Origin of the sequence: Thermotoga sp. 2812B (genome assembly GCF_000789335.1) — a bacterium.
In the GTDB taxonomy this organism is placed as follows: Bacteria; Thermotogota; Thermotogae; order Thermotogales; family Thermotogaceae; genus Thermotoga; species Thermotoga maritima.
The window spans coordinates 1,412,649-1,436,951 of the sequence record NZ_CP003408.1; the positions used below are offsets into that span (position 1 = coordinate 1,412,649).

General features: G+C 46.2%; 25 protein-coding genes, 2 tRNA genes and 1 CRISPR repeat array (1 of these 28 cut by a window edge). Of the genes, 7 read left to right on the top strand and 20 right to left on the bottom strand.

Annotated elements, in window-relative coordinates:
* Positions 1-982: a CRISPR direct-repeat array (repeat unit 30 nt; unit sequence GTTTCAATAATTCCTTAGAGGTATGGAAAC) (it extends 255 nt beyond the left edge of the window).
* A gap of 111 nt (positions 983-1,093) precedes the next feature.
* The 4 genes from T2812B_RS07275 to T2812B_RS07295 all read right to left on the bottom strand — a co-directional run bounded on the left by T2812B_RS07275 (position 1,094) and on the right by T2812B_RS07295 (position 5,201).
* Positions 1,094-1,864 carry an ABC transporter permease gene (locus T2812B_RS07275; protein ID WP_008195131.1) on the bottom strand — a complete coding sequence of 257 codons (771 nt, stop codon included), beginning with the start codon at positions 1,862-1,864 and terminating at the stop codon, positions 1,094-1,096.
* A gap of 4 nt (positions 1,865-1,868) precedes the next feature.
* A complete protein-coding gene (locus T2812B_RS07280) occupies positions 1,869-2,852 on the bottom strand; it encodes an ATP-binding cassette domain-containing protein (protein ID WP_004081632.1) in 984 nt (327 codons plus the stop codon).
* A gap of 268 nt (positions 2,853-3,120) precedes the next feature.
* A complete protein-coding gene (locus T2812B_RS07290; RefSeq protein WP_008195136.1) occupies positions 3,121-4,041 on the bottom strand; it encodes a hydroxypyruvate reductase in 921 nt (306 codons plus the stop codon).
* Positions 4,042-4,046: 5 nt separating this feature from the next.
* A complete protein-coding gene (locus T2812B_RS07295; protein ID WP_008195138.1) occupies positions 4,047-5,201 on the bottom strand; it encodes a serine-pyruvate aminotransferase in 1,155 nt (384 codons plus the stop codon).
* Between the two features lie 204 nt (positions 5,202-5,405).
* On the opposite strand from T2812B_RS07295, the gene frr reads away from it, so the two are divergent.
* Genes frr through T2812B_RS07320 form a run of 5 tightly spaced genes read left to right on the top strand, consistent with a single transcriptional unit; the run spans position 5,406 to position 11,113 of the window.
* A complete protein-coding gene (gene frr / locus T2812B_RS07300) occupies positions 5,406-5,963 on the top strand; it encodes a ribosome recycling factor (protein ID WP_008195141.1) in 558 nt (185 codons plus the stop codon).
* A complete protein-coding gene (locus tag T2812B_RS07305) occupies positions 5,960-6,661 on the top strand; it encodes an isoprenyl transferase (RefSeq protein WP_008195143.1) in 702 nt (233 codons plus the stop codon). Before frr ends, T2812B_RS07305 begins: the two co-directional genes overlap by 4 nt.
* On the top strand, positions 6,654-7,466 hold the full coding sequence (gene cdsA / locus T2812B_RS07310) for a phosphatidate cytidylyltransferase (protein WP_008195145.1): 813 nt from the start codon (positions 6,654-6,656) through the stop codon (positions 7,464-7,466). The genes T2812B_RS07305 and cdsA overlap by 8 nt, the downstream gene beginning before the upstream one ends.
* Entirely contained in the window at positions 7,463-10,054 is a 2,592-nt protein-coding gene (gene alaS / locus T2812B_RS07315) for an alanine--tRNA ligase (protein WP_008195147.1), read from the top strand. The genes cdsA and alaS overlap by 4 nt, the downstream gene beginning before the upstream one ends.
* Positions 10,055-10,060: 6 nt before the next feature.
* Entirely contained in the window at positions 10,061-11,113 is a 1,053-nt protein-coding gene (locus T2812B_RS07320; protein ID WP_008195149.1) for a hypothetical protein, read from the top strand.
* On the opposite strand, the gene hslO is transcribed toward T2812B_RS07320, so the two are convergent.
* Genes hslO through T2812B_RS07340 form a run of 4 tightly spaced genes read right to left on the bottom strand, consistent with a single transcriptional unit; the run spans position 11,069 to position 15,281 of the window.
* Positions 11,069-11,941: an Hsp33 family molecular chaperone HslO gene (gene hslO, locus T2812B_RS07325; RefSeq protein WP_004081604.1), complete on the bottom strand. Its 873-nt coding sequence runs from the start codon at positions 11,939-11,941 to the stop codon at positions 11,069-11,071. The two genes, T2812B_RS07320 and hslO, sit on opposite strands and share 45 nt — an antisense overlap.
* A complete protein-coding gene (ispD, locus tag T2812B_RS07330; protein ID WP_008195152.1) occupies positions 11,938-12,606 on the bottom strand; it encodes a 2-C-methyl-D-erythritol 4-phosphate cytidylyltransferase in 669 nt (222 codons plus the stop codon). Before ispD ends, hslO begins: the two co-directional genes overlap by 4 nt.
* A complete protein-coding gene (locus T2812B_RS07335; protein ID WP_038051029.1) occupies positions 12,603-12,899 on the bottom strand; it encodes a DUF1844 domain-containing protein in 297 nt (98 codons plus the stop codon). Before T2812B_RS07335 ends, ispD begins: the two co-directional genes overlap by 4 nt.
* A 6-nt stretch (positions 12,900-12,905) precedes the next feature.
* Positions 12,906-15,281 carry an ATP-dependent Clp protease ATP-binding subunit gene (locus T2812B_RS07340; RefSeq protein ID WP_029682962.1) on the bottom strand — a complete coding sequence of 792 codons (2,376 nt, stop codon included), beginning with the start codon at positions 15,279-15,281 and terminating at the stop codon, positions 12,906-12,908.
* A 76-nt stretch (positions 15,282-15,357) separates the two neighbouring features.
* On the opposite strand from T2812B_RS07340, the gene T2812B_RS07345 reads away from it, so the two are divergent.
* Positions 15,358-16,365 (top strand): lysylphosphatidylglycerol synthase transmembrane domain-containing protein, encoded by a 1,008-nt coding sequence (locus tag T2812B_RS07345; protein ID WP_008195154.1) that lies wholly within the window; start codon positions 15,358-15,360, stop codon positions 16,363-16,365.
* A 5-nt stretch (positions 16,366-16,370) separates the two neighbouring features.
* Here T2812B_RS07345 and T2812B_RS07350 read toward each other — a convergent pair.
* Positions 16,371-16,457: transfer RNA gene (locus T2812B_RS07350), tRNA-Leu, on the bottom strand.
* 138 nt (positions 16,458-16,595) lie between these two features.
* Between T2812B_RS07350 and T2812B_RS07355 the strand changes: the two genes are divergently transcribed.
* Positions 16,596-16,670: transfer RNA gene (locus T2812B_RS07355), tRNA-Val, on the top strand.
* 11 nt (positions 16,671-16,681) lie between these two features.
* Here T2812B_RS07355 and T2812B_RS07360 read toward each other — a convergent pair.
* The 11 genes from T2812B_RS07360 to serS are packed head-to-tail and all read right to left on the bottom strand — an operon-like array spanning position 16,682 to position 24,281.
* Positions 16,682-17,428, bottom strand: a complete 747-nt coding sequence (locus T2812B_RS07360; RefSeq protein WP_008195156.1) for a class I SAM-dependent methyltransferase — start codon at positions 17,426-17,428, stop codon at positions 16,682-16,684.
* Positions 17,425-17,952 (bottom strand): 16S rRNA (guanine(966)-N(2))-methyltransferase RsmD, encoded by a 528-nt coding sequence (rsmD, locus tag T2812B_RS07365; RefSeq protein WP_008195158.1) that lies wholly within the window; start codon positions 17,950-17,952, stop codon positions 17,425-17,427. The genes T2812B_RS07360 and rsmD overlap by 4 nt, the downstream gene beginning before the upstream one ends.
* Entirely contained in the window at positions 17,934-18,476 is a 543-nt protein-coding gene (gene coaE / locus T2812B_RS07370; protein ID WP_008195162.1) for a dephospho-CoA kinase, read from the bottom strand. The genes rsmD and coaE overlap by 19 nt, the downstream gene beginning before the upstream one ends.
* The gene (locus T2812B_RS07375) at positions 18,470-18,700 is read right to left on the bottom strand and encodes a hypothetical protein (RefSeq protein ID WP_004081587.1); all 231 of its coding nucleotides are present in this window, start codon (positions 18,698-18,700) and stop codon (positions 18,470-18,472) included. Before T2812B_RS07375 ends, coaE begins: the two co-directional genes overlap by 7 nt.
* Entirely contained in the window at positions 18,697-20,043 is a 1,347-nt protein-coding gene (locus T2812B_RS07380) for a glucose-6-phosphate isomerase (RefSeq protein ID WP_004081585.1), read from the bottom strand. The genes T2812B_RS07375 and T2812B_RS07380 overlap by 4 nt, the downstream gene beginning before the upstream one ends.
* A gap of 11 nt (positions 20,044-20,054) precedes the next feature.
* Positions 20,055-20,567, bottom strand: a complete 513-nt coding sequence (gene apt, locus T2812B_RS07385; protein WP_008195166.1) for an adenine phosphoribosyltransferase — start codon at positions 20,565-20,567, stop codon at positions 20,055-20,057.
* Between the two features lies 1 nt (position 20,568).
* The gene (gene ispE / locus T2812B_RS07390) at positions 20,569-21,384 is read right to left on the bottom strand and encodes a 4-(cytidine 5'-diphospho)-2-C-methyl-D-erythritol kinase (RefSeq protein WP_008195168.1); all 816 of its coding nucleotides are present in this window, start codon (positions 21,382-21,384) and stop codon (positions 20,569-20,571) included.
* Complete coding sequence (locus T2812B_RS07395; RefSeq protein ID WP_008195170.1) at positions 21,330-21,929, bottom strand: NUDIX domain-containing protein; 600 nt, start codon at positions 21,927-21,929, stop codon at positions 21,330-21,332. The genes ispE and T2812B_RS07395 overlap by 55 nt, the downstream gene beginning before the upstream one ends.
* Positions 21,930-22,319 (bottom strand): hypothetical protein, encoded by a 390-nt coding sequence (locus tag T2812B_RS07400; protein ID WP_008195172.1) that lies wholly within the window; start codon positions 22,317-22,319, stop codon positions 21,930-21,932. It lies immediately after the preceding gene.
* 16 nt (positions 22,320-22,335) lie between these two features.
* Entirely contained in the window at positions 22,336-23,004 is a 669-nt protein-coding gene (locus T2812B_RS07405; protein WP_008195173.1) for a 16S rRNA (uracil(1498)-N(3))-methyltransferase, read from the bottom strand.
* Positions 23,004-24,281: a serine--tRNA ligase gene (serS, locus tag T2812B_RS07410; RefSeq protein WP_008195175.1), complete on the bottom strand. Its 1,278-nt coding sequence runs from the start codon at positions 24,279-24,281 to the stop codon at positions 23,004-23,006. The genes T2812B_RS07405 and serS overlap by 1 nt, the downstream gene beginning before the upstream one ends.
* Positions 24,282-24,303: the final 22 nt, after the last annotated feature.

The window sequence follows — 24,303 nt, forward strand, 5'->3', positions numbered from 1 at the left end:
AATTCTTGCTTGCATGTTTCAATAATTCCTTAGAGGTATGGAAACGGTGTTCGAGAACGTAGTTCGTCGAAGAGCATGGAGGGTTTCAATAATTCCTTAGAGGTATGGAAACCTCTAACCAGCCCGCTCAAGAGAGCGGGCTTTATTTTGTTTCAATAATTCCTTAGAGGTATGGAAACTTCAGGAACGGAAAACGATACATCACCGAAATAAAGCTAGTTTCAATAATTCCTTAGAGGTATGGAAACTTCTCAATCCCCTCCTTCCGTTATATCGCATGGAGTGTTTCAATAATTCCTTAGAGGTATGGAAACCTTTCAGTTTCGCTTATCCAGTTCCGTTTTTCGTCTATGTTTCAATAATTCCTTAGAGGTATGGAAACAATATTTCTCACCTTCCTTTTCAACAACCGATATGTCGTTTCAATAATTCCTTAGAGGTATGGAAACCGCCTTTGCTTGACAAAAGTCTTTCTGAAGCAAAAGGTTTCAATAATTCCTTAGAGGTATGGAAACGAGTTTCCAGTAACTTTAACTCCATATATCGAGCTATGTTTCAATAATTCCTTAGAGGTATGGAAACTAAGCGGGATGTTTCCAGTACTTCAGCTCCCATGTCATGTTTCAATAATTCCTTAGAGGTATGGAAACACGAGTTTTGTGCCCGTTTTGTTCGGGCCGGTCCAGGTTTCAATAATTCCTTAGAGGTATGGAAACCTCGAGCTGTTCTGATACCACTTCTTTCTTATCTCTCGTTTCAATAATTCCTTAGAGGTATGGAAACGAATCAACAACAATTTCAAGCATTTTGATATCCGAGAGTTTCAATAATTCCTTAGAGGTATGGAAACCTACTTCGCAGCCGTGTATGGTAGAAAGCCGCAGCGGTTTCAATAATTCCTTAGAGGTATGGAAACATTCCGACGCCGGAGACATACCAATCGTGGTACATCGTTTCAATACATCCTTAGAAGCACAAAAAAACTTCTTCTTTTCCGAAATCGTTGTTTCTGTTAGCATTTCATATTCAATGAAACTCCATAAAAAAACAAAAAGGCAGGGAAATCCCCTGCCTTTGTTTTACTGTTGATATCTCAACTTATTCTTGCTCTTTCGAAGCTTTCCATCGCGAGGATGAGCCCCACCAGCATCAAGATCGAGAGAATTCCCCAGTCGAGGCCGAAAGAGAACTTCATCACTTTTTCTCCCACTAAGTACCCTCTCGAGGCGTCCACCGCGTAGGTGAGGGGATTTATGTAGGCAAGAGCCTTCATCCAGTTTGGCATGGAATCGATGGGATACATTGCACCGCTCAGAAAGACCAGAGGCATCATCAGAGTCATCATGATCATCTGGAATCCCTCAGTGCTTTCCATCTTCAAAGCAAGCGCAATACCAAAGCTTGCAATGGTAACTGACATGAGAAATCCAACGGCGAGAGCGGGAAGTAGCCCGGATATTTTCAAACTTTCTGCGAGGAAGTAGTTGAGGACGAGAATTATAAGTCCCTGTAAAACGGTAACGATCGCATCTCCAACGATTCTACCTGTGATGCTGAGTCTTCGTGAAGAGGGAGCCACCAGAACCTCTTTGAAGAAGCCAAACTGTTTGTCCCAGATCAAACTCACACCGCTGATGAAACTCATGTTGAAAACTGTCATAGCGAAGATACCAGGTGCGAGGTAAGTCAGGTAATCCACTCCACCAAACATCATTTTCGCCCAGGGATTATCGAAAACTTTGCTCCATCCCAGCCCGAAGAAGATGATCCATATCAGAGGGTTTATTATCATTCCAATGACTCTCGAGCGTGATCTCAAGAATCTCATGAACTGCCTGTAGATCATCGTCACAAAGGCTGCCATGCTATTACCTCCTCATCCTCATTCTCATTCTTGCCATGGTTTTGAAAGAGTTCTCCGGTCCTTCCTCTCTGAGCTCCCTTCCTGTGAGATGGAGGAAAACATCGTTGAGCGTGGGTTTATGATAGGTGATTTCTTCTATTTTCAAACCCTTCTGCTGTGCCAGTTCGAAAATCTTTGGTATCGCCCTTCCAGAATCTTCCACATTCAGTTCCAGCCTTCCATCGGGGAGTTTTCTACACGACTCTATGAAGTCGCCTTCGAGACATTCAACGGCTTCAGAGAATCTCACGTAGATAATCTCTTTTCCGACCATTCTCTTCAACTCGGTTGGAGTTCCGAGTGCTATGATTTTCCCGTGATCTATGATCGCCACTCTGTCAGCAAGCTGTTCTGCCTCGTCCATGTAATGGGTGGTGAGAAAGATTGTCATGTTGTGTTCTTTTTTCATTTTCGAGATGTATTCCCACATATGCGCTCTTGTGTGTGGATCGAGACCAATAGTGGGTTCGTCGAGAAAGAGAACTTCTGGTTCATGTATCAAGGAGCGAGCTATTTCGAGTCTTCTTGCCATGCCACCACTGAACGTTTTGACCGGTTTGTCTTTGAACTCCAGAAGTTCCACGAACTCGAGAAGTTCAAGGATTCTCTTTTTGAGTTTTTCTCCACCGTAGCCGTATATTTTTCCGTGTATGTACATGTTTTCATACGCGGTGAGCTCTCTGTCCAGTGATTGATCCTGAAAGACTATACCGATTTTTCTTCTAACCTCTCGAGGTTCTTTCAGCACGTCATGACCGGCAACCCATGCCTTTCCACTCGTCGGTTTTAGAAGCGTGGTGAGCATGTGAATGGTGGTGGTTTTTCCCGCACCGTTTGGACCAAGAAAAGCGAAGATTTCTCCTTTCTTCACTGAGAAGCTGACTCCTTTGACCGCCTCGAAATCTCCGAACTTTTTCACCAGGTTTTCCACGACGATAATGTCTTCCATCTCTGCCACCTCCATAGAGTCAAAAGATATATCGATAGATATATCCTCTGGGATTATAAAATAATATGCATGGATGTGTCAATCAGTTTGAACTTGAAGACAAAGAAAAGGATCTATTAATTTGGAGGGGGAAACATGGAGAGAGTACGGGATTTTTTCGTTCTTCTCTTTTGCGTTTTACTTTTTATTTACGAATTCCTTGCTTTGAACATTAGAATAATGTTCAGATCGATAAAGAAAAAAAGAAGCCGGGAGACAACCCCCGGCTTCAAATTCCCAGTTCTTTGAAAATCTTCTCCACGAGTTCTATTCCAACTCTTCTTTGAGCTTCTGCTGTGGAAGCACCTATGTGGGGAGTGGCGACAACGTTGTCCAAGCTCAAAAGTTTCCTTCTGATTTCATCTGTTGGTGGTTCCACTTCGAAGACGTCGAGCCCTGCAGCGTAGACTTTTCCACTCACAAGGGCTTCGTACAGGGCTTCTTCGTCGATTGTTCCTCCACGGGCCGTGTTTACTATGATGACACCGTCTTTCATCTTCGCGATACTCTCTCTGTTTATGATATGCCTGGTTGATTCTGTGAGAGGCACATGCAGGGAAATGAAGTCGCTTTCTTTGAAAAGAGTGTCCAGATCCACGTATTCAACAGGTAGATCTGTTTCGGGTTTCGCGGGATCGTAAGCGATGATTTTCATTCCAAAGGCAAGGGCTCTTTTTGCCACTTCCTGTCCGATGTTTCCAAATCCGATGAGTCCCAGTGTTTTTCCAAGAAGTTCTTTGCCCTTGAGTGCTTTCTTTTCCCATTTTCCTTCTTTGAGAGATATGGTAGCTCTTGCTATGTGGCGAGCACAAGCAAGCATCAAACCCATCGCGAGTTCTGCCACGGATGGAGCGCTGGCACCTGGTGTGTTGAGCACTTTTATTCCTTTTTCCTTGGCTTTTTGAACGTCTATGTTGTCCAGCCCGATGCCTGCCCTGGCGATGATCTTCAGATTTTTCCCGGCCTCTATGATGTCGGCTGTGACTTTAGTGGCGCTTCTGACGACAAGAACATCGACTTCCGGTATGATCTTCATCAATTCGTCTTTTTCTAGGTGTTCCGATGTGACTTCGAGTTCCTCTTTGTTCATAAGAAGCTGTGTTGCCTCTTTATCGAGAGGATCGTTCACGTGCACTCTGTATCTCGTCATCTCCATCACTCCCCAATGAATTCTTTAGCGAAGACAGCTTCGGCTGCCTTAACACCGACTCCGAGTTCGAACTCATAACCGAGTTCCTTCAAGGTTAATTCAAGAGCGGAAATGGCAGTTATGGTGTCGAAAGGTGACATGTATCCGAGGTGTGCTATCCTGAATATCTTTCCTTTGAGTTTAGCCTGTCCACCGGCGATGGTCACACCGTACTTGTCTCTCATGATCTTGGGAATCTGTTTTCCATCGATGCCCTCAGGCACTTTCACGGCTGTTACAACGTTTCCCGGTCTTTTCGAGAGGAGTTCCAGTCCAAGTGCTTTCACCGCTGCTCTTGTTGCGTCTCCCAGTATTCTGTGCCTTTCCCATACGTTCTCTATGCCTTCCTCTTTTATCATCTGAAGAGCCTTTCTCAACATGTATATCATGTTTACTGCGGGAGTGTAAGGATTGTCGGGGTAAGATTTTCTGTAGGCCCTCAGATCAAAATAGTACCTTGGAGATCTGGATTTTTCCACGAGCTCCCACGCTTTGTCGTTGAGAGAGATGAGAGCCAATCCCGGAGGTAACATCAAACCCTTCTGAGAACCTGTGACAACGACATCCACACCCCATTCATCCATCTTCAGTGGTTCTGCTCCAAGAGCGCTGACAGCGTCTGTCACAAGAACAACGTCTTTTTCTTTCGTGACTCTGGCAATTCCTTCGAGGTCTATGACTGTACCCGTTGATGTTTCACTGTAGGTGGTGAAGACGACCTTCGCATCGGGGTTTTTGTTGAGAGCCTCTTCGATCTGTTCAGGTGTGACCGCGTCTCCCCATTCGAGGGCGATTTCTACGATATCAGCACCGTAAGCCTGACAGAGCTCTTTCCATCTTTCACCGAACTTTCCAGCCACAACCACGATCACTTTGTCTCCAGGGCTCACAAGATTCGCCACCGCCGCTTCCATAGCGCCAGTTCCTGTGGAAGCAAAGGCGTACACGTTGTTTTTTGTCTGAAAGATGTACTTTGCACTTTCGAGGGTCTCTTCCATTATGGAAACAAACTGAGGTGTTCTGTGGTGTATTGTTTCCTTCGCTCCTTCTGTTAAAATATCGTTTGGGACTGGTGTTGGTCCAGGTGCCATTATGTAGTGTTTCTTAAGAAACTTTCCCATGGAACTCCCCCTTTCCAGGATGGTGGTGCTTGTTATTTTTTTAACTAATTATACTACCAGAATTTTTACAGACGGATGAAGCATATTTATCAAAAGGAACGAGAAAGCAAAAAATCTGTTTGCTATAATCTTGAGAGGTGTTGGGAATATTATACAACGACCATTGATGGTGTAAACACAAATTTCAACAGGGAGGGGATAGGCATGGTTAATCCGTTCATAAAAGAAGCGAAGGAAAAGATGAGGAGAACGCTGGAGAAAATCGAGGATGAACTGAGAAAAATGAGAACAGGGAAGCCCTCTCCAGCCATTCTTGAGGAGATCAAGGTAGATTACTATGGTGTTCCAACTCCTGTGAATCAGCTCGCCACGATCTCCATTTCTGAAGAAAGAACCCTTGTCATAAAACCCTGGGATAAAAGTGTTCTCTCCCTCATAGAAAAAGCGATAAACGCGTCCGATCTTGGTTTGAACCCCATAAACGATGGAAACGTGATCAGGCTTGTCTTTCCTTCTCCAACCACTGAGCAGAGGGAAAAGTGGGTTAAAAAGGCGAAGGAGATCGTCGAAGAGGGGAAGATCGCCATCAGAAACATCAGAAGAGAGATTTTGAAGAAGATAAAAGAAGATCAGAAAGAGGGTCTCATTCCAGAAGATGATGCCAAAAGGCTGGAAAACGAAATACAGAAGCTAACAGACGAGTTCATCGAAAAGCTGGACGAGGTGTTCGAAATCAAAAAAGAGGAGATCATGGAATTTTGAGGATACCACAGCACGTTGCGATCATAATGGATGGAAACGGCAGATGGGCGAAAAAGCGAGGTCTTCCCAGAATAAAAGGGCACCAGCGAGGTGCAGAGGTGCTCCACAACACCGTGAAATGGTCTTTGGAACTGGGGATAAAGTATCTCACAGCTTTTTCCTTCTCCACAGAGAACTGGAAAAGACCGAAGGAAGAAGTGGAGTTTCTCATGGATCTTTTCGTTCAGATGATAGATCGTGAGATGGAGCTCCTCAGAAGAGAAAGAGTCAGAGTGAGAATTCTTGGAAGAAAAGAAGGTCTTCCGGAGAGGGTGCTTAAGAAGTGGCAGGAAGTGGAGGAAAAAACGAAAGAGTTCGACCGAATGACACTCATTATCGCGTTCAACTACGGAGGTAGAAGGGAGATCCTCGACGCGGTAGAATTTATCTTAAAGGATGTATCTCATGGGAAAAAATTAGAGCTCACTGAAGAGACCTTTCGTCAGTATCTGTATCTACCAGACGTTCCAGATCCGGATTTGATAATAAGGACCTCAGGTGAGATGAGGCTCAGTAATTTCCTTCTCTGGCAGTCCGCGTATTCCGAGCTTTATTTCTTCAAAAAACTGTGGCCGGATTTCACGAAAAGGGATTTTCTGAGGGCTATAGAGAGTTATTCAAAAAGGGAAAGACGATTCGGGGGTTTGAGCAATGGATGATTTGAAAACCAGAGTCATAACCGCGAGTGTCGTAGCACCTTTCGTTGTTCTGTGTTTTGTGAGTTACGAGAGTTTGATAGGACTCGTTTCTGCAATCGTCATTCTGGCCGGCTACGAACTCATCACACTTGAAATGAAAGAGCGTGATGCACGATTTTTCTATGTGATACTCCTTGCTCTGTATCCCGTCCTCTACGGTCTTGTTTTTGAAGAACCCGCGCAGCCGCTGTCGATCCTCTTCATAACTGGAGTGTTTTTCTCTCTGATAACAGACAAAGATCCTTCGCAGGTGTTCAAGACAATCGCTGCCTTTTCGATCGCTCTCATCTACGTTACCTTCTTCCTCAGTTTCTTTCTTCCGATTTATCGGGATTTTGGTGCCGCGAACGCTCTTCTCGTTCTCACCTCCACCTGGGTGTTTGATTCCTTCGCATACTTCACGGGTTTGAAATTTGGAAGAACGAGGATCTCTCCTCGATACAGTCCAAGAAAGAGCCTTGAGGGAGTGATAGGAGGATTCCTGGGTGTTGTCATCTACACCTTTTTGTATCGACTCGTTGTGAATGATCTGCTCTCTGTGAACGTGATAAGTTTCAGAACGTTCCTTCCTTTCGCCGCAACGGTCGCGGTTATGGACACCTTCGGTGATATTTTTGAATCGGCCCTGAAGAGACACTACGGTGTTAAGGATTCAGGAAAAACCCTTCCGGGTCATGGAGGAATGCTCGACAGAATAGATGGACTGCTCTTTGTTGCTCCTGTCAGTTACATCGTGTTCAAAATCTTAGAAGGAGTGGTGCGATGAGATACATGACTTCTGAAGAGATCAGAGAAGCCTTTTTGAAATTCTTTGAGAAAAAGGGACACAAGATACTACCGAGCGCTTCTCTCATACCGGACGATCCTCAGCTTCTCTTCACCGTAGCCGGTATGGTTCCTTTCAAACCTATTTTCTGGGGCAAAGTCGAGCCTGTTTACACGAGGGTGGCTACCTGTCAGAAGTGTTTGAGAACCGTTGATATAGAGAACGTGGGAAAGACTCCAAGGCATCATACGTTCTTTGAAATGCTCGGTAATTTCTCCTTTGGAGACTATTTCAAAGAAGAAGCCATAGAGTGGGCCTGGGAGTTTCTCACTCAGGTGCTTGGGGTTCCCGAAGAAAAACTGTGGGTCTCCGTCTACGAGGAAGACGAAGAGGCCTTCAGAATCTGGAACGAAAAGATAGGTCTTCCCGAGAAGAAAATTTTGAGAATGGGAAAAGAGGACAATTTCTGGGGGCCGGCTGGGCCAACGGGGCCATGTGGTCCCGACACGGAGATCTTTTACGATACAGGGTATTTGAAAGGTTGTCCTGAGGGCGAAGAGTGTACTCCTGCCAATTCTGAAGGACGATTCGTGGAGATATGGAACCTTGTTTTCACCGAGTATTACCAGGACGAAGAAGGAAAGCTCCATCCTCTTCCGAGAAAGAACATAGATACGGGAGCTGGTCTTGAAAGGTTTTGTGCGATGATGCAGGGGGTTTACAGCAATTTCGACACAGATCTGTTCCAGCCGATAATAAACCGCATAGAGGAACTGACAGGTGTTGGCTACAAAACAGATGAAGAAAAAGATGTTTCCATCAGGGTCATAGCCGATCACATAAGGGCCATCACCTTCTTGATCAGTGAAGGTGTTTTCCCTTCCAACGAGGGAAGAGGGTACGTTCTCAGAAGAATCATAAGGCGTGCGATGAGGCATGGAATACTCCTCGGTATGAGTGAACCGTTCCTCTACAGGATCGTTGATGCCGTGGTGGAGAAGATGGGAAGGGTCTACCCGGAGATCGTTCGTGGTGAAGGTATGGTGAAAGAAGTTCTTTCCGCGGAAGAAAACAGATTTCTAAAGACTCTCGAGCAGGGAATGAAAGTCTTTGACGAGATCGTCGAGAAGAAGGGAAAAATAGATTCCGAAGACGCGTTCAGACTCTACGATACATACGGACTTCCACTGGAGCTCACCCTTGAAATCGCAAAGGAGAAAGGTGTGGAAGTCGATGTGCAAGAGTTCAACAAATACATGGAAGAACAACAGCGAAAGTCAAGGGCTGCTATGGGCGATGTGGAATTTGCCAGAAGGTACGAGTACCTTGAAAAACTCCCCAAAGATTTCCGAACCGAATTCACTGGGTACGAAAAACTCGAAGATGAGGGCGAGGTCGTTCTCATAGCCAGGGACGACGAAACGGTGGAAGAAGCATCAGAAGGCACAGTTGAGGTGGTTTTTTCAAGAACTCCGTTCTACGCGGAGAAAGGTGGGCAGGTATCCGACACGGGGACGGTGAAATGGAAAGATGGAAAAGCACTTGTGGAATACGTCTTTGAAGCTTCAGAAGGTGTGATCGTCCACAGAATAAAGATACTGGATGGTACTCTAAGAAGAGGACAGAAAGTGATTCTCAGAGTGGATAAGAAGAGAAGAGAGGCCACAATGAGAAATCACACGGCAACCCATCTGCTTCACGCGGCTTTGAAGAAAGTTCTGGGAGACCACGTGAGGCAGGCTGGGTCCTTAGTTGCACCCGACAGATTGAGATTCGATTTCACACATTTCAAAGGTCTTTCGAGTGCAGAAATAGAACAGGTGGAGGATCTGGTGAACGAATGGATCATGGAAGCGATTCCGGTCGAGGTGAGATACACGAGCTACGAAGAAGCGGTAAAGTCCGGAGTTGTTGCGCTTTTCACGGAAAAATACGGAGACGTGGTCAGGGTCGTCGAGGTTCCCGGTGTGAGTAAAGAACTCTGTGGCGGAACGCACGTGAAAAACACAGGGCAGATAGGTCTGTTCAAGATCATCTCGGAGGAATCCGTTTCGTCAGGTGTGCGAAGAATCGAAGCGGTCACCGGCTTCAGTGCTCTGGAACTTCTGAGAAACCAGAAAAAGCTGATCGATCAGTTGAAAGAAATCCTCGGGGCAAGGGAAGACGAGCTCACGGGCAGGGTTCTGAGCTTGAGAGAAAAGGTGAAGGAACTCGAAAAGAAACTCTCTCAGGGAAGGATTTCCGAAGAAAGGATAGCCATGAAACAGCTGGAAGATGGTGTAAAGGTCTTCCACGGTGTCTTCGAAGGCGTCGAGGCAAAACACCTCGGAGGAATAGCAGATAACGTTTTGAAAAAGGAAGGGGAAGGCATTGTTATTCTCTTCAGTAAGTTCGAAAACAAGGTTTCCCTCGTTGTGAAGGTTTCTGAGAATCTTCTTGGCAAGTACGATGCCTCCTCTATAGCACGAAACATAGCGAAGGAACTCGGTGGGAACGGAGGAGGCCGAAAGAATTTTGCCCAAGCGGGTGGAAGACATCCGGAGAGGATAAAAGACGTTCTGGAACGTCTCGAAGAGTTTCTGAGGTGAAACTCTGTGGAACTGGTCGTTGATGCTCATGAACTCAAAGAGTGGGTTTATCTGCTCGATAAACTGGTTGGAACGACCGAACCAACTGCGAGATTCCTCAGTTTCTTTTACAGAGACGGACTCTGGGTGAGTGCGAGTGACAACTGTGCTAAAGTGGAGGTATTCCTGGGGGAGATACCTCGATTCGAAGGCAGCAGGATCGTTTCATTGGATCTGGTGAAGTATTTTTTGAGTGACGTTAAGGTCAGTGACGTTCGAATCACTGTCCTTCAGGAACGGCTCGTTCTGAAAGCGGGAAATGAAGTTCTGGACGTTCGGTGCAAAACGGGAGAAATTCCTCCAGGAAATGGTGAAGAGGAATTTCTCTGCACCCTTACGAAGCGTGAATTCGAAGGAGCATTGAATTTTGCCAGCTCCAATCTTGACGAAGGAGAATTCCTGATTCTTCTTTTTGAAGAAAAGGATGTTTTGATGTTTGGAGCGTCAGCGGGCATTATGACCCTTGCGCAGATTTCTACTATTCCAAAGAAGCCTTTTTCTACGAAAATTCCGTACGTCACGGTGAGGCACATTTTCAAGGCTCTTCAAAGACTGGATGTTCAGACTCTGGACTTCTATGAGAAATCTGGAAAACTCGTGGTGAAGTACCCTCACTTCGTGATGGAAGTCTGCGGTGACGAAGTGAGCGAAGAAGAGATCAAAAAACTGAAGTCTTTGTTGGAAGAAAAGACCGCAGAGCGAATAGAAGCAAGGAGACAGGTTCTCGCAAAGCTTGTGAGAAAAGCCGCAGTGCTTTCAAGAGGAGACTATGCTACGATCTCAAGAAGGGGAGAAAGCCTGAAGGTTCAGGTGAAGCGAAAGAATCTCAGTTATACTGCAGAACTCTTCGTGGAATCTGGAAGAGATTTTGTTGTGGTGTTTCCTTCGAAGAAACTGAGAAGTGCCCTCGCACGGATGGACACCGAAAGGATATTTCTTGAGATCACAGAAAGGTTCCTGAAGATCTCCAATTTTTCAGGAACCAGAGTCATCTACCTTGAACTTGAGGAGTTCTTCTAATTCCTCCTCTGAGAAAACGTATCTTGTGTTACACCACTTACAGACGACTTCTCCCTTCCCTTCTTTTCGCATATCTTCCAATTCTTTTTTGTCCAGGACTAGAAGGGCGTTTTTGGCTTTTTCCCTGTTGCAATCGCATTTGTACTTTATTTCCGCTGTTTCGACGAACCCTACCTTCTCACCGAATATTCTTTCCAGAACGTCCAGAGGTTCTGCTTCCTGGAAAAGTTTTGATATACTGGGAAGGTTTTTGATGTTTTTCTCTATCATCTCCACCTTCTCCTGTTCAAGAGTGCGATCGATGATTTGGACGGCGAATCCTCCCGCGATCTTCACACCGTCTGAGTCCACAAGAACACCGATGGAAAAAGCGGATGGTATCTGTTCAGAAACCGCGAAATAATAAGCCAGGTCTTCGGCGATCTCACCGCTCACCAGAGGCACCTGAGAGACAAAGGGAGTTTTCAATCCCAGATCTCTTACCACTCTGAGAACACCCTGACCGATAGCACCAGCGACATCGAACTTTCCCTTTTCATTTAGGGGCAGTTCCACCTTGGGATTTGCCACATATCCCCTGACAGTGAATTCGCTGGTCGACTGTGCAACGACTCTCCTTATTGGCCCGTTTCCCTCTATGTCCAGCGTCCACCTTTCTTTTTCGGCGAGCCATGGTGTTACAAGAGCCGCACCGATGAGGGCTCTTCCGAGTACCACCGTGGCGAGGTATGAAAGGGCGTGCCTGTTTCGAGCCTCTTCCACCACTTCTCTCATTCGAACGATCGAAAATCTCACCTTGTGATCGAACATCGTGCCATAGTAAATCATGGTATCCTCTCCCATTCTCTGGCGATGATTCTCGCCAGTTCCAGATCTTCTTTAAACGTCACTTTGAAACACAAAGGATCTCCCTCGACCAAGGCTATTTTCACTCCGAGCTTTTGAACAGGTTCCGTGTCGTCTGCCCATTCGCCACCATTTTCATGGGCCTTTTTCAAAATCTCGTAAGAAAAAGCCTGCGGTGTAAGAATTCTGTACACTCCTTTTCTTGGGATGTATTCTATTCTGTCGTTCTCAACTCTTACGAGCGCGTCGGAATTCTTCAACGCGAGGGTTGCCGCTCCCGTTTCGCGGGCTCTTCTGAGAACCTCCGACACGTGTTTCTTCCTCAGAAACGGCCGTGCTGAGTCGTGTACGAGAACGTAAGAGGGAGAGAACTTTTCAAGAAATTCGAGGGCGCTTCTCACACTCTGGCTTCGTGTATCTCCACCCTCGACAATTCCGAGTACTTTTTCGTGGAACACTCTTTTCTCTACAACTTCGAACCACTCTCTTCGTGCCACTATTACAACACCATCTATCGCTTCACTTTTCAAAAACGTGGAAAGCGGATACTCGAAAAGCATCCTTCCCTCTATCTCGAGGAACTGTTTTGGAACGTTTTCAGACATTCTTTCACCTTTTCCCGCTGCAAGGAGAATCGCTACGTTCATGCGTTTTTTGTCTCCTTCTTCTTGCTTTTTTGATACTGATGAAAGTAGTTGAGCTTCAGGGTGGAGAGAACTCCCTCCATTTCTCGGCGAACTTCCTCATCCACGAGGTCCTTTATCTTGTTGAATATTGCGTCGAGCGTGTCTATTCCAAGCCGTGCTTCTTCAAGGTCCTGATAGAAATCTCCGTATTCGTCTTCTGTGAGGCCGAGTCGTGCCCAGCATCGAGCACTTATGGTGCTGAAGAAGAGGAGTATGAGATCCTTCATGGAGAGTTTTTCTTTCTTTTCCTCCACGGATCGTCACCTCCTCTCTATCTTCAGACCGTATTCGTCCGCGTCGACCAGAACCCTGTCTCCTTCTTTTATCTCTCCTTCCAGTATTTTATCCGCTATCATCGACTCGAGTTCGAGTTCTATGATTCTTCGAAGCGGTCTTGCACCGAGAGATGGCACGTAACCCGCTTCTGCCAGGTACTCCTTCGCTCTTTCTGTAAGCTCGATGGAGATGTTCTTCTCTTTCAGTATTTCCTGGAGCTGTCTCACCATGATTTCCACTATCTTCTTCACTTCTTCCATCGTGAGCGGTTTGAAGTAAACTATGGCGTCTATTCTGTTCAGGAACTCGGGTTTGAAGGTGTTTCGCAGTTCTTTTTCTATCTCAATTCTCACACCGTTTTCCGACATTTCGAGGATCTTCTCACTTCCTATGTTGCTCGTCATGATGATGATGGTGTTTCTGAAGTCCACGGTGTTTCCCTTTCCATCAGTCAATCGCCCGTCTTCGAACACTTGAAGCAGGATGTTGAATACGTCTGGATGCGCCTTTTCTATTTCGTCGAGGAGAATCACACTGTAAGGCCTTTTTCTCACAGCCTCGGTAAGCTGCCCTCCCTCTTCGTAGCCCACGTAACCCGGAGGTGCTCCTATGAGTCTGGCAACGGAGTGTTTCTCCATGTATTCACTCATGTCGAGCCTGATCATGGCGTCTTCGCTGCCGAAGAGCACGTCTGCGAGAGTTCTGGCGAGTTCTGTCTTTCCCACGCCCGTTGGTCCGAGGAACAGAAAGACACCGATGGGCCTTCTCGGATTCTTGATACCGACCCTTGCACGTCTTATGGTCCGTGCCACTATCTTCACGGCTTCCTCCTGATTCACCAAGCGCTGGTGGATGAATTCTTCGAGTTTCAGGAGTTTCTCTCTTTCGGATTCCATGATTCGAGACACGGGAATGCCGGTCCACTGTTCCACGATCTTTGCCACAACGTTCTCATCGACAACCGGTTCCACCTTTTCTTGTTTTTTCCTTTTTTCTTCGTATTCGTTTTTCAATTTCTGGAGTTCGACCTTCAGCTTTGCCGCTTCTTCGTACTCTCCCTTCACAACGGCGTCGTTTATTTTGTCTTCAAGTTTTTTGATCTCTTCTTCGAGTTTCAGGAGTTCTTCTGAAGGGTACGAGGATTCGAGACGCACGTACGCTGCCGCTTCGTCTATCAGATCAACGGCCTTGTCCGGGAGGAATCTGTTGGTTATGTATCGTGCGGAGAGCTTCGCCGCGGCTTCCAGAGCGTCATCCGTTATCTTCACGTGATGATGTTCTTCAAAGACCTTTCTTAATCCTTTCAGTATTTCAATTGTCTGCTCGACCGTCGGCTCTTCCACCATGACCGGCTGGAATCTTCTCTCAAGCGCCCTGTCTTTCTCTATGTATTTTCTGTACTCTTCAACGGTGGTTGCTCCTATTATCTGAATCTCTCCCGTTGTGAGTTCTGGTTTCATTATGTTCGCGGCGTCGAGAGCACCTTCGGCTGCTCCCGCTCCTACCACCGTGTGCACCTCGTCGATGAAGAGTATTACTTCTCCTTTTTTCCTCTTCAATTCATCGAGAAGACGTTTCAGTCTTTCTTCAAAATCTCCTCTGAAACGGGTCCCTGCCACCAATCTGCCCATGTCGAGTTTCAAGACTCTGACGTTTCTCAAAAACAGAGGGACTTTCCCTTCAACTATTCTCTGGGCGAGCCCCTCGACAACAGCAGTCTTTCCCACCCCCGGGTCTCCTATGAGGACCGGATTGTTCTTCGTTCTTCTGGACAGTATCTGTATCACCCTTCTGATTTCCTTTTCACGATCCACTACAGGCATGAGCTTTTTTTCGCGGGCTAGCTGTGTGAGATCCACTGTGAAGCGAGCGAGCGCTTCCACGTTCTCTGCTTCATCTGTTTTACCCGTTGATCTGATCTTCCTTATTGCTTCGTAGACTCTCTCAGGTGTTACACCGTATCTCGAGAGGATTCGGAAGGCCGTGGAATCAGGTGACAGGACCATCCCCAAAATAAGGTGCTCGGTTCCTATTTTTGAATCTCCCATTCTTCTCGCTTCTTCTCTCGCTTTTTCAATGACATGCCTCGCGTCCGGAGTTATGAAAATCTGAGAAACAGATGCTCCTTCAGGGACTCTAACCCCGTATTTCCCAATGAACACCTCCACCTCATCTTTGAGCCTGTTTATATCCACGTTCAGCTCCTTCAGAAGTTCTACACCAACGTTGTTTCCTTCTTCCAGAATCGCGAGCAGTATGTGCTCACTGGAAAGCTGGTTTTGTCTGTATCGGGTCATTATATCCTGAATGCTCATCATTACTTTCTGCGCCTTTTCCGTGTACTCTTCCAGATTGAACATGTGGTATCACCTCCCAGAAAAATCTTACCACGTGGTGTGTTAATATTTCTAATAAAGACACTGGAAGGAGATGATTATGAAGAGGAATCTGCTTTTAGCTCTGATCATAGGCCTCGGTGCCACGGCTCTCATGGTTTCCTTTTGGGGCAGCGGTGATGCGTGGAAGGAGTTGAAGAACGTAGAACCGATCTTTTTGATGGTTCTTTCACTGAACTTTTTAGGCATCGTTTTAGTGGACGCCAGCAGAACCAAGATACTTCTGAAAGATGTTCCTTTCGGAACCTGTGTGGCCAACTCCCTTTGGGGATTCTATGTGGGGGCAATAACACCTTTCGCTGCTGGAGGACAACCCTTCCAGATCTACCATCTCACGAAGGCTGGAATTCCCTTTGAAAAATCGGCCTCTGCGGTAGCGGTGAGGTTTTTCTCTTCTTTTTCATTTTCCATCATCTCCGGTTTTGCCTTCTTCATGGTCTATCTTGATACCTTCAAAGAACTCGGTATCCTCGGAGACCTTTTCTTTGCAGGAATAGTTCTGGCTTTTCTCTTCTATGTTTTCATAATCCTCCTGTCCTTCAGTAAGGGTTTTCTGCGAAGATTTTTCATGTCGAGACCTGTTTTGAAGATCTTCATGTTTTTCTCCAGAAGATCTGAAGATGATTTGAAAAGGCTCGTGGAGGAAAGAATACTTGGATACGTTTCGGCCACCAGGGAGTTCTGGAGAGCTTCCAAACTGAAGTTTTTAGCGGTGGTGATTCTGTCGGGGTTGATGGTTGTGCTGATACACTCAAGTACTTATTTTGCGATGAAAGCCGTCAATCTTAATGTGAATGTTTCTCTGTTCCAAGTAGTCAGTATCCAGCTTGCTCTCAGCCTGATTGTGTATTTTGCTCCTACACCCGGTGCCAGCGGCGCAACGGAACTGGCTTACTACGTTGTTTACTCGAACATAATCGAAAAGACTGACGCGATGGTATCCATGCTCGTCTGGAGATTCTTCAATTATTATCTGTTCATAATTTTGGGGATTCTTCTTGGACTGGGGAGGTTAACAAAAAAACCGGAGGAAAGATCCTCCGGCTGATTTTGTGGTGCCGAGGGCGGGACTTGAACCCGCACGGGCCGAAGCCCACATGGCCCTCAACCATGCGTGTCTGCCAGTTCCACCACCTCGGCAACTCCGACATATATAATAGCACAGGTTTTCACCCTTTTCAAGTACCCTCATCGGAAATTTTTCTGTTAAATGTTGAACGGCATCGAACTGGATGGTTGACATAGTCAGATGCTTGTAGTATCATAATTAAACGGAATGGGTGCGTAGCTCAGTGGGAGAGCGCTTCCTTGACGAGGAAGAGGTCGCAGGTTCAATCCCTGCCGCACCCACCACAGAGGAGCCTTCAGGCTCCTCTTTTCTTTTTCAAAACGAAGAATATATGATCGGCCTTCCAGATGATGTTTCTGTCCCTTGAAAGTTCCTGTTCCAGCCGAAAGATGGTTTCTTCCCTTTCACTGATTCGTTCGTCTGGGTATTCCATCACACCGATTCCACGGATATCTACCGTTTCGAATCCTTCCAGAGAGTCCAGATCCTCTGGTTTGAAGGCGTAAGAATTGAAAGAAAAGAGTGTGGTTCCCACGCTCGTGGTTTGTGTTTTCAAAAAGCGTGTTATTTGATCCCACGCGTCTTTCTCGATCATCTGCTGAAGGAAAGTGTAAAAGTTGTCTACGGTTGCTATCAACAATCCATCGGGTACAAGCACTCTTCTTATCTCTGAAAACGCTTTATCCTTGTTTTCAACGTAGCTTAGAACGTCACCGAGAGCGAGAACTGCTTCGAAAGCACCTGAAGGAAAGGGGAGATCTTCCGCTTTGGCTTCAACGACGTTTTTAACCCCCTTTTCCCACGCCACCTCCAGCATCTCTTTCGATGGATCGACGAGAACTACTTCGAAACCTCTTTCCTGCAAGAACAGACTCCACTTTCCGGTTCCTCCACCGAGATCGAGAACTCTGCAGGGGTTCTTCAAATACTCCTCTAAGAAAGATCCGATCAGTCTGTGATAGAGCTTCCACTTCGGTGTTTCGTACATACTGTCGTACGCTCTTGCTATTCTGTCGTAGAATTCCCATGGCCTCAGTTTCATCGTTTCACCTTCAGAAAAACAAGCTCGGTCTCACCGTAATCTTTTCTTTTGACGACTTCAAAGTTTGAAAAATCCAGTTCGATTCTCTTACTCTTCTCCAGAACGGCCAAACTGTCTTCTTTCATGACTTTCGGAAGCAAGGAAAGTGTTTTGTTTATGATCTCTACATCGTTGTACGGAGGATCGAGAAAGACAACGTCGAACTTTTCATCGGTGTTTTGAAGAAAGTCCACTACGTTACTGTGAATGATCGTGGCTGTCTCGTTGAGTGATTCGAGATTCTTTCTGCATATGCTGAGGGCACGCTTTGATCTGTCGACACAGACCACTCTTTCCGCTCCTCTGCTCAGAGCCTCACAGCTCACCACGCAGCTTCCGCAGAAGAGTTCGAGAAAGCTTTTTCCCTCGATGTCTATCATGTTGAACAGGGCGCTTCTCACAGAAGACATGGTGGGTCTGAAGAAATTTCCTGTTTTTAACTTCCTTCCCCTGTACTTTCCCCCTGTTATTCTCGTTTCTCCCATACGAGTTTCATCACTTCCTCTACCTTCTTTTCGAGATCTTCGAGAGTGGAATTGTTCGCTACTACTATTCCCTGTGGAACGATGTCTTCCTGAAACTTCAAACGTCTGTCGGCTTCTCTGTTTCTCTTCAGAATCGTCTCTCTGCTTGCGACTACTGTGATGACGTGATCGCACAGCTGATCCAGTCCCATCCTTTTCAAAAGAGCGGCCTCTATTACTATGAGGCCGCTCGTTTTGTTTATTATTTCCTGTACCCTCTTCTTCATCAAGGGATGGACGAGCAATTCGAGTTTCTTCAGGTTTTCCTGTGATTCGAAGACGATGCTAGCGAGTTTTTTTCGGTTTACTTTCCCGTCTTCCAGAACAGATCCTCCGAAAAGCTCGACGAGCTTTTCCTTCACTTCTTCGAGCACTTCATGGCCTATTCTATCCACGTTCACAACGTGGGCTCCATATTTGTTCTTTAAAATCTCACAGACGGTGGACTTTCCCGTTCCTATCTTTCCTGTAACACCGATCACCATATTCTCTTTGCCTTTTTCTCCAGTTCGTTCTTGAACCTTTCATATTCATCTTCGGCAAGAAAGATGACGCTCGTTGTGTTCAGTTCTTCAATGACTTTTGCGATCCTCTCCTCAACGGTTGGATCATCCGAAACGATGATGTACGTTCCCTCTTCACCGAGAGGTCCACCCTCTATGAAAAAAACTTTTTCTCCTTCACGCATCACTTCCTCGAAGATTTTCATTCTATAATCACCTTCTTCGACCTTTCCTTTATTTCGTAAGTGTAACCTTCTCTTCCCATAAGAGCGAACGTGATCTTTTTTCCGAGCTCCACACCGGGCTGATCGAACGGGTTGATCTCAAGAAGATAACCCATGAAAGCGGTGGCAGCCTCGTAGTAAGCGAAGAATTGGCCCACGTTGTACGGTGTGAGTCCGTCAAATGTCACTCTCATGTTCGGTCTGTTGTTTTCTCGCAGTGCTTCTTCTGTTCCTGTCTGCTCTGCGAGGAGGAGTTCGGAGAGCTTCTTCCTTGCAAGATAGCTGAGTTCAGCTCTTCCGGTTTCCGGGATCACTATTTCTCTGTCGAAGTTTTCAACTCTCAGGAAGGTTATTACCTTGTCGTTCGGCCCTTCGTTGTAAAGCTGTATCTGTGAGTGCTGATCGGTCGCTCCCAGCGCTTTCACAGGAGTTTGACCGGTGAAAACCTCTTCTCCCTTGAGATTGTATCTTTTTCCAAGACTTTCCGCCCAGAGCTGTCTGTACCAGTCCACAAGATAGATCATTCTGTTCGAATACGCCATCATCACAGAAATGGACTTTCCTTTATTCAAGTAGAGGTAGTGTGTGAGTGCTATCATTGCCGCTGGATTTTCAAGGATGTTCTCTTTCATGCTCTTCTCGAAGGCATCCTTTGCACCTTCGTGCAGTTCGTCTATGTCTATGCCTTCCGCCATGGCTGAGAGGAGGCCAACAGGTGTGAGAACGCTGAACCTTCCTCCCACTCCAGGAGGCACTTCGAGACTTCTGAAACCTTCTTCTTTCACGAGTTTTCTCAAAAAGCCCTTTTCCGGGTCTGTTGTGATGAGCATGTGTTCTCTTGGATCTAGTCCATAAGCTTCGAGGATCCCACGTGCTATCGAATAGGTCGCCATTACTTCAGCGGTGGAACCGGATTTCGATATCACGTTGAAAAGAGTTGTTTTGGGATCGATTCTGTCCAGAACAGAGCTCATGAGATCTGGATCTACGTTGTCCACCACAAACACTCTGGCGTATCCGTTTCTCTCCTCTCTGGTCATCTCGTTCCAGTTCAAAGGCCTGAGGGAGTAGTGAAGGGCCAGGTTTCCAAGTCCAGAACCTCCAATTCCCAGCACAACGACCGTATCGAAGTTTATTATCCAGTCCTCGAGAGATTTAACAGAATCGATCCAGCTTCTGTCCAGCTTTGCAAAATCGGGAGTGTTTTCTACAAAGTTTCGAACTGCACTTGTAACTTTCTCCTCTACACTTTTTACATCTTCATCTGTCAAACCACCGGAGATGTTCGGTTCAAACAAATTGGAAAAGTCGAATTTTAAACTCATATTTTCACCCCTCAGTAGACTATCAGAGTTTTAACATCGTAACCTTCCAGTCTCTTTCTTGGTTCCAAGTATGAAAGCTCAACGAGGAAAGCGAGAGAAACCACTTCCCCACCGAGTTTTTTAACCAGTCTTATGAGTGCCTCCGCTGTTCCCCCCGTTGCGAGTACATCATCCACTATGAGCACTTTCTGGCCTTTCTCTATGGCATCCTCGTGTATATGGAGCTGTTCAGTGCCGTACTCCAGCTGATACTCTTCGTACACAGTTTTATACGGGAGTTTTCCCGGTTTTCTCACCGGAACGAAACCCTTTCCCAGTTTGTACGCCATAGCGGCTCCAAGGATGAAACCCCTCGCTTCGGGAGCCACCACGAGATCGAACTCCCTGTCAGAAACGAGTTCACACATTCTGTCGATCGCTTCTTTGAAGGCTTCCTGATTTCTCAAAAGAGGAGTTATGTCGCGAAATACAATGCCTTTCTGCGGGAAATCCGGTATATCTCTTATGAAGCGTTTGAGATCCAACTTAAACACCTCCCACAAACGAGTAATTTCCCTTGTCCAGAGGATATAGAGCGAAAAAGGCACTTCCGCTTCCCGTCATCATTTTCACTATGGAACCATCGCCAAAGTTTCTCAGTCCATCCATTACCTCCGGGTGTTTCTCTAAGAACACCTTCTCAAACACGTTGTAAGAGAGTTCCCTTATCTTTTCGTAATCTCTTTCAAGGTAAGCCCTGTGTAGTTCCTCTACCCTGCCGGGTCCCTTTCTGTACATCTCTGGTGTGAGAGACAGATACATTTCTTTCGTTGAAGAGTGAATGCCCGGGAAGAACAAATCAACAGAGTATCCTTCGATATCCTCGAGTTTCTCCACGATTTCTCCTCTTCCTCTCACAAGAGCGGTTCCTCCGTAAAGAAAAAAGGGTACATCGCTTCCCACCTGAGCTGCTATATTCAGAAGGTCTTCAAGAGGTATTTTGAAAACTTCACCAAGATATCTGAGAACCGCTGCAGCGTTAGAACTTCCCCCACCGAGGCCAGAGCCTACTGGGACCTTCTTTTTCAACGTGACTTTGAGACCGAATTCTTCTCCTGTGTTTTTCCTGAACATCTCCCAGGCTCTTTTGATCGTGTTGTCCGAGGGCAGAGCTACGCTGCTTTCCAGATAGAAACCTCTATCACAGATTTCCACAGTTAGTGTGTCGTGAAGAGAAATCGTCTGAAACAATCCCACTATTTCGTGGTATCCGTCGGATCTTTTTCCAAGCACATCCAGGTAGAGATTCAGTTTTGCGTACGAAACAAGTTCAGCAGAACCGCTGCCGATATTTTCGACCAACCTTCCATCACTCCTGAGAACTTCTCCAGTTCTTCGAGCTTTATGAGTTCCCATTCGAACAGATCTTTTTCTTTTACAGAGAAAAATTTTCCCCTTCCGAGAAATAAAGCACCGAGGTGTACTCTGCTCACTTCGGTTGTTGACGAATTTATGAGTCCGAGAAATTCCAGTTCTCTTAGCGAGACATCCACTTCCTCATTCACTTCGCGTTCGAGTCCTTTCAAAAACGCTTCCCGTGGTGTTGCTCCGTCCTCTTCTCTCACATGACCGCCTATTCCGAGAGAGTAAAGATTGTGGAGCCTCTTCTCGGACTGTTTCGTTGTTCTTTTTGTGATGAGGACTCTGTCGCCATCCATTATAACTACGTAAGGTATCACCTGTTTTGTCGTTTCATCGTATTCCGCTTCGTCTCTTTCCCGGAAAAATCCGTACTGGTCCAGAAAGTTCAGAAAGTCCTCGAAGTTTACTCTCATGAATCCTTCGAATTCACCGAACTCTTTTAAAAAATCTTCCGTTTTCACGACCAGTATTCTTTCACTCTTCATTCAATCTCTCCTAATCTCGTGGCCGGGTCTTTTGAAGAAATCTGTCTTTTCCTCGTCGGCTTTGAGCTGTTTCCACCTGTGCGCTGCCATCTCACAGAATCTTTGAAGAATAGCAGGAAGATCGCTCTTCTTGAGAAGGTCCTCTCCTATCTTTTCTTTCAGACGCTCGCTCAGGGTGTAGCTCTCTCTCTCTGGTTCGAAAGCGACATCTTCGGTGTATTCTTCAGGCTTGAAATCCTCCAGGACCTTTTCAAGGAACTTAAGAGCGAACTCGATAAAAACATCTCCCACTTCGTCACTTCTTTTGACATCATGAAGGCTTTTCCTGTAGTCTTCTATCAATTCTTTTTCCTGTTTGACAAAAGAGAGGATCTTTTCGCCTTTCTTCATGTGTGAACACCTCCGTTCAGATTTTTTGTTTTTTTAAAGCGATGTATCCAACGGTCAATATTGCAGCTGTTTCGAATCTGAGGATCTTTTTTCCAAGACTCACAATGGTTGTAGAAGATCTCAGTAATTCTCTTTCTTTCTCAGAGAACCCTCCCTCAGGACCGACCACCACCGTTATCGAGCCTTCCAAGTTCGCGTCGAGCAGGTTTTGAGAGGCATCCAGATCTAGTGTTATCACGTTTCCACTGAACTCCAGTTTTTCCAGAAAACTCACCTTTGGAAAAAGATATCTCTTACACTGCTTGGCTGCCTCTCTAACAACGATTTTTGCCTTATCCAGGCTGATCTCGTGCTGGGATCTTTCAAATTTGTGGAAAAAGATTTCGTCCACCCCGAGTTCAACACACTTTTCTATGAGAAAACGTGTTCTTTCCCACCTGCCGATCGGAACAACAACGCTCAATTTCTCAGTGGGTTCTTTTTCTTTCTCTTCCACCTTTACGATCTTGGCTGTTGCCGTTTTTTTCTTCAAGCTTTTGAGAATACACGTGTATGAAAAGCCGTTCCCATCCGTTGCTTCGATCACATCTCCTTCTTTCAGACGCACGACCCTCATGTGGTGTGCTTCTCTTTCGTCGAATATCACCTCACCGTTTTGAGCCGTTCCGTAGAAAAGATGAGGCACTACGGTATCACCTCGAACCCTGTGTAGGGAATGAGCACCTCCGGCACTCTCACACTGCCATCTGGTTGCTGGTAGTTTTCCAGTATCGCAACGAGTGTCCTTCCAACGGCGATACCCGATCCGTTCAACGTGTGAACGTATTCGAGCTTTCCATCCGATCTCCTTCTGTATCTCATGTTTCCTCTTCTCGCCTGAAAGTCCGTCACGTTACTGCAGGAAGATATCTCTTTGTATGCGTTGTAGGAAGGAAGCCACACTTCTATATCGTAGGTTTTCGCGGAGGTGAATCCGAGATCTCCCGTACAGAGCGAAACGACTCTGTAAGGGAGCTCCAATTTTCTAAGAATGGTTTCGGCGTCTTTCACAAGCTCTTCAAGATCTTCGAAGGATCTTTCCGGTGTAGTCACCCAGACGAGCTCGACCTTGTCGAATTGATGCTGTCTGATCATCCCCCTCACGTCTTTCCCGTAACTTCCCGCTTCTCTGCGGTAACAGGGAGTGTAAGAGACGTATTTCTTTGGTAGTTCTTTCTCTTCGAGGATCTCTCCACTGTGAAGCGCTGCGAGGGGAACCTCAGCTGTCGGAATGAGGAACAGGTCATCCCTCTCAGCAAGATAAAGCTCTTCTTCGAATTTGGGGAGCTGTCCGGTTATGGTGATGGTTTCTCTTTTCACCAGGTGTGGAACCCACACTTCCGTGTAACCGTGTTCCTTTGTATGAACGTCAAGCATGAAGTTTATCAGAGCCCTCTCGAGTCTTGCGAGTTTTCCATACATAACGGTGAATCTGGAACCGCTGAGCTTGGACGCTCTGCTGAAATCCATGAGCCCCCACGCAGGTCCGAGGTCCCAGTGAGCGAGCGGGGTGAAGTCGAATTCTCTCGGCTCTCCCCACCTTCTCACTTCAACGTTCTGAGATTCGTCTTCTCCAACGGGGACACTCTCATGCGGGATGTTCGGAATCATCAAAAGAAGATCGTTTAACTTCTTCTGAAGTTCCTTTTCTTTTTCTTCTAACGCTTTTATCTCTTCTCCTAATCTTTTCCCTTCCTCGATGAGTGCCTCTGCCTCTGCGTTTTTCCCTTCTTTTTTCAACCTTGCCACATTTTTGGAAATTTCGTTTCTTCTGGATCTCAGCTCGTTGGTTTTCGTGATGGTAGCGCGCCAGTCGGCGTCGATCTTCAAAATCTCATCGATTATAGCGGGATCCTCTCCTCGCTTTCTGAGGGCTTCCTTCACGAAATCGGGATTTTGTCTGATGAGCTTTATATCTATCATCTTATCCCTCCCCTTATCACAA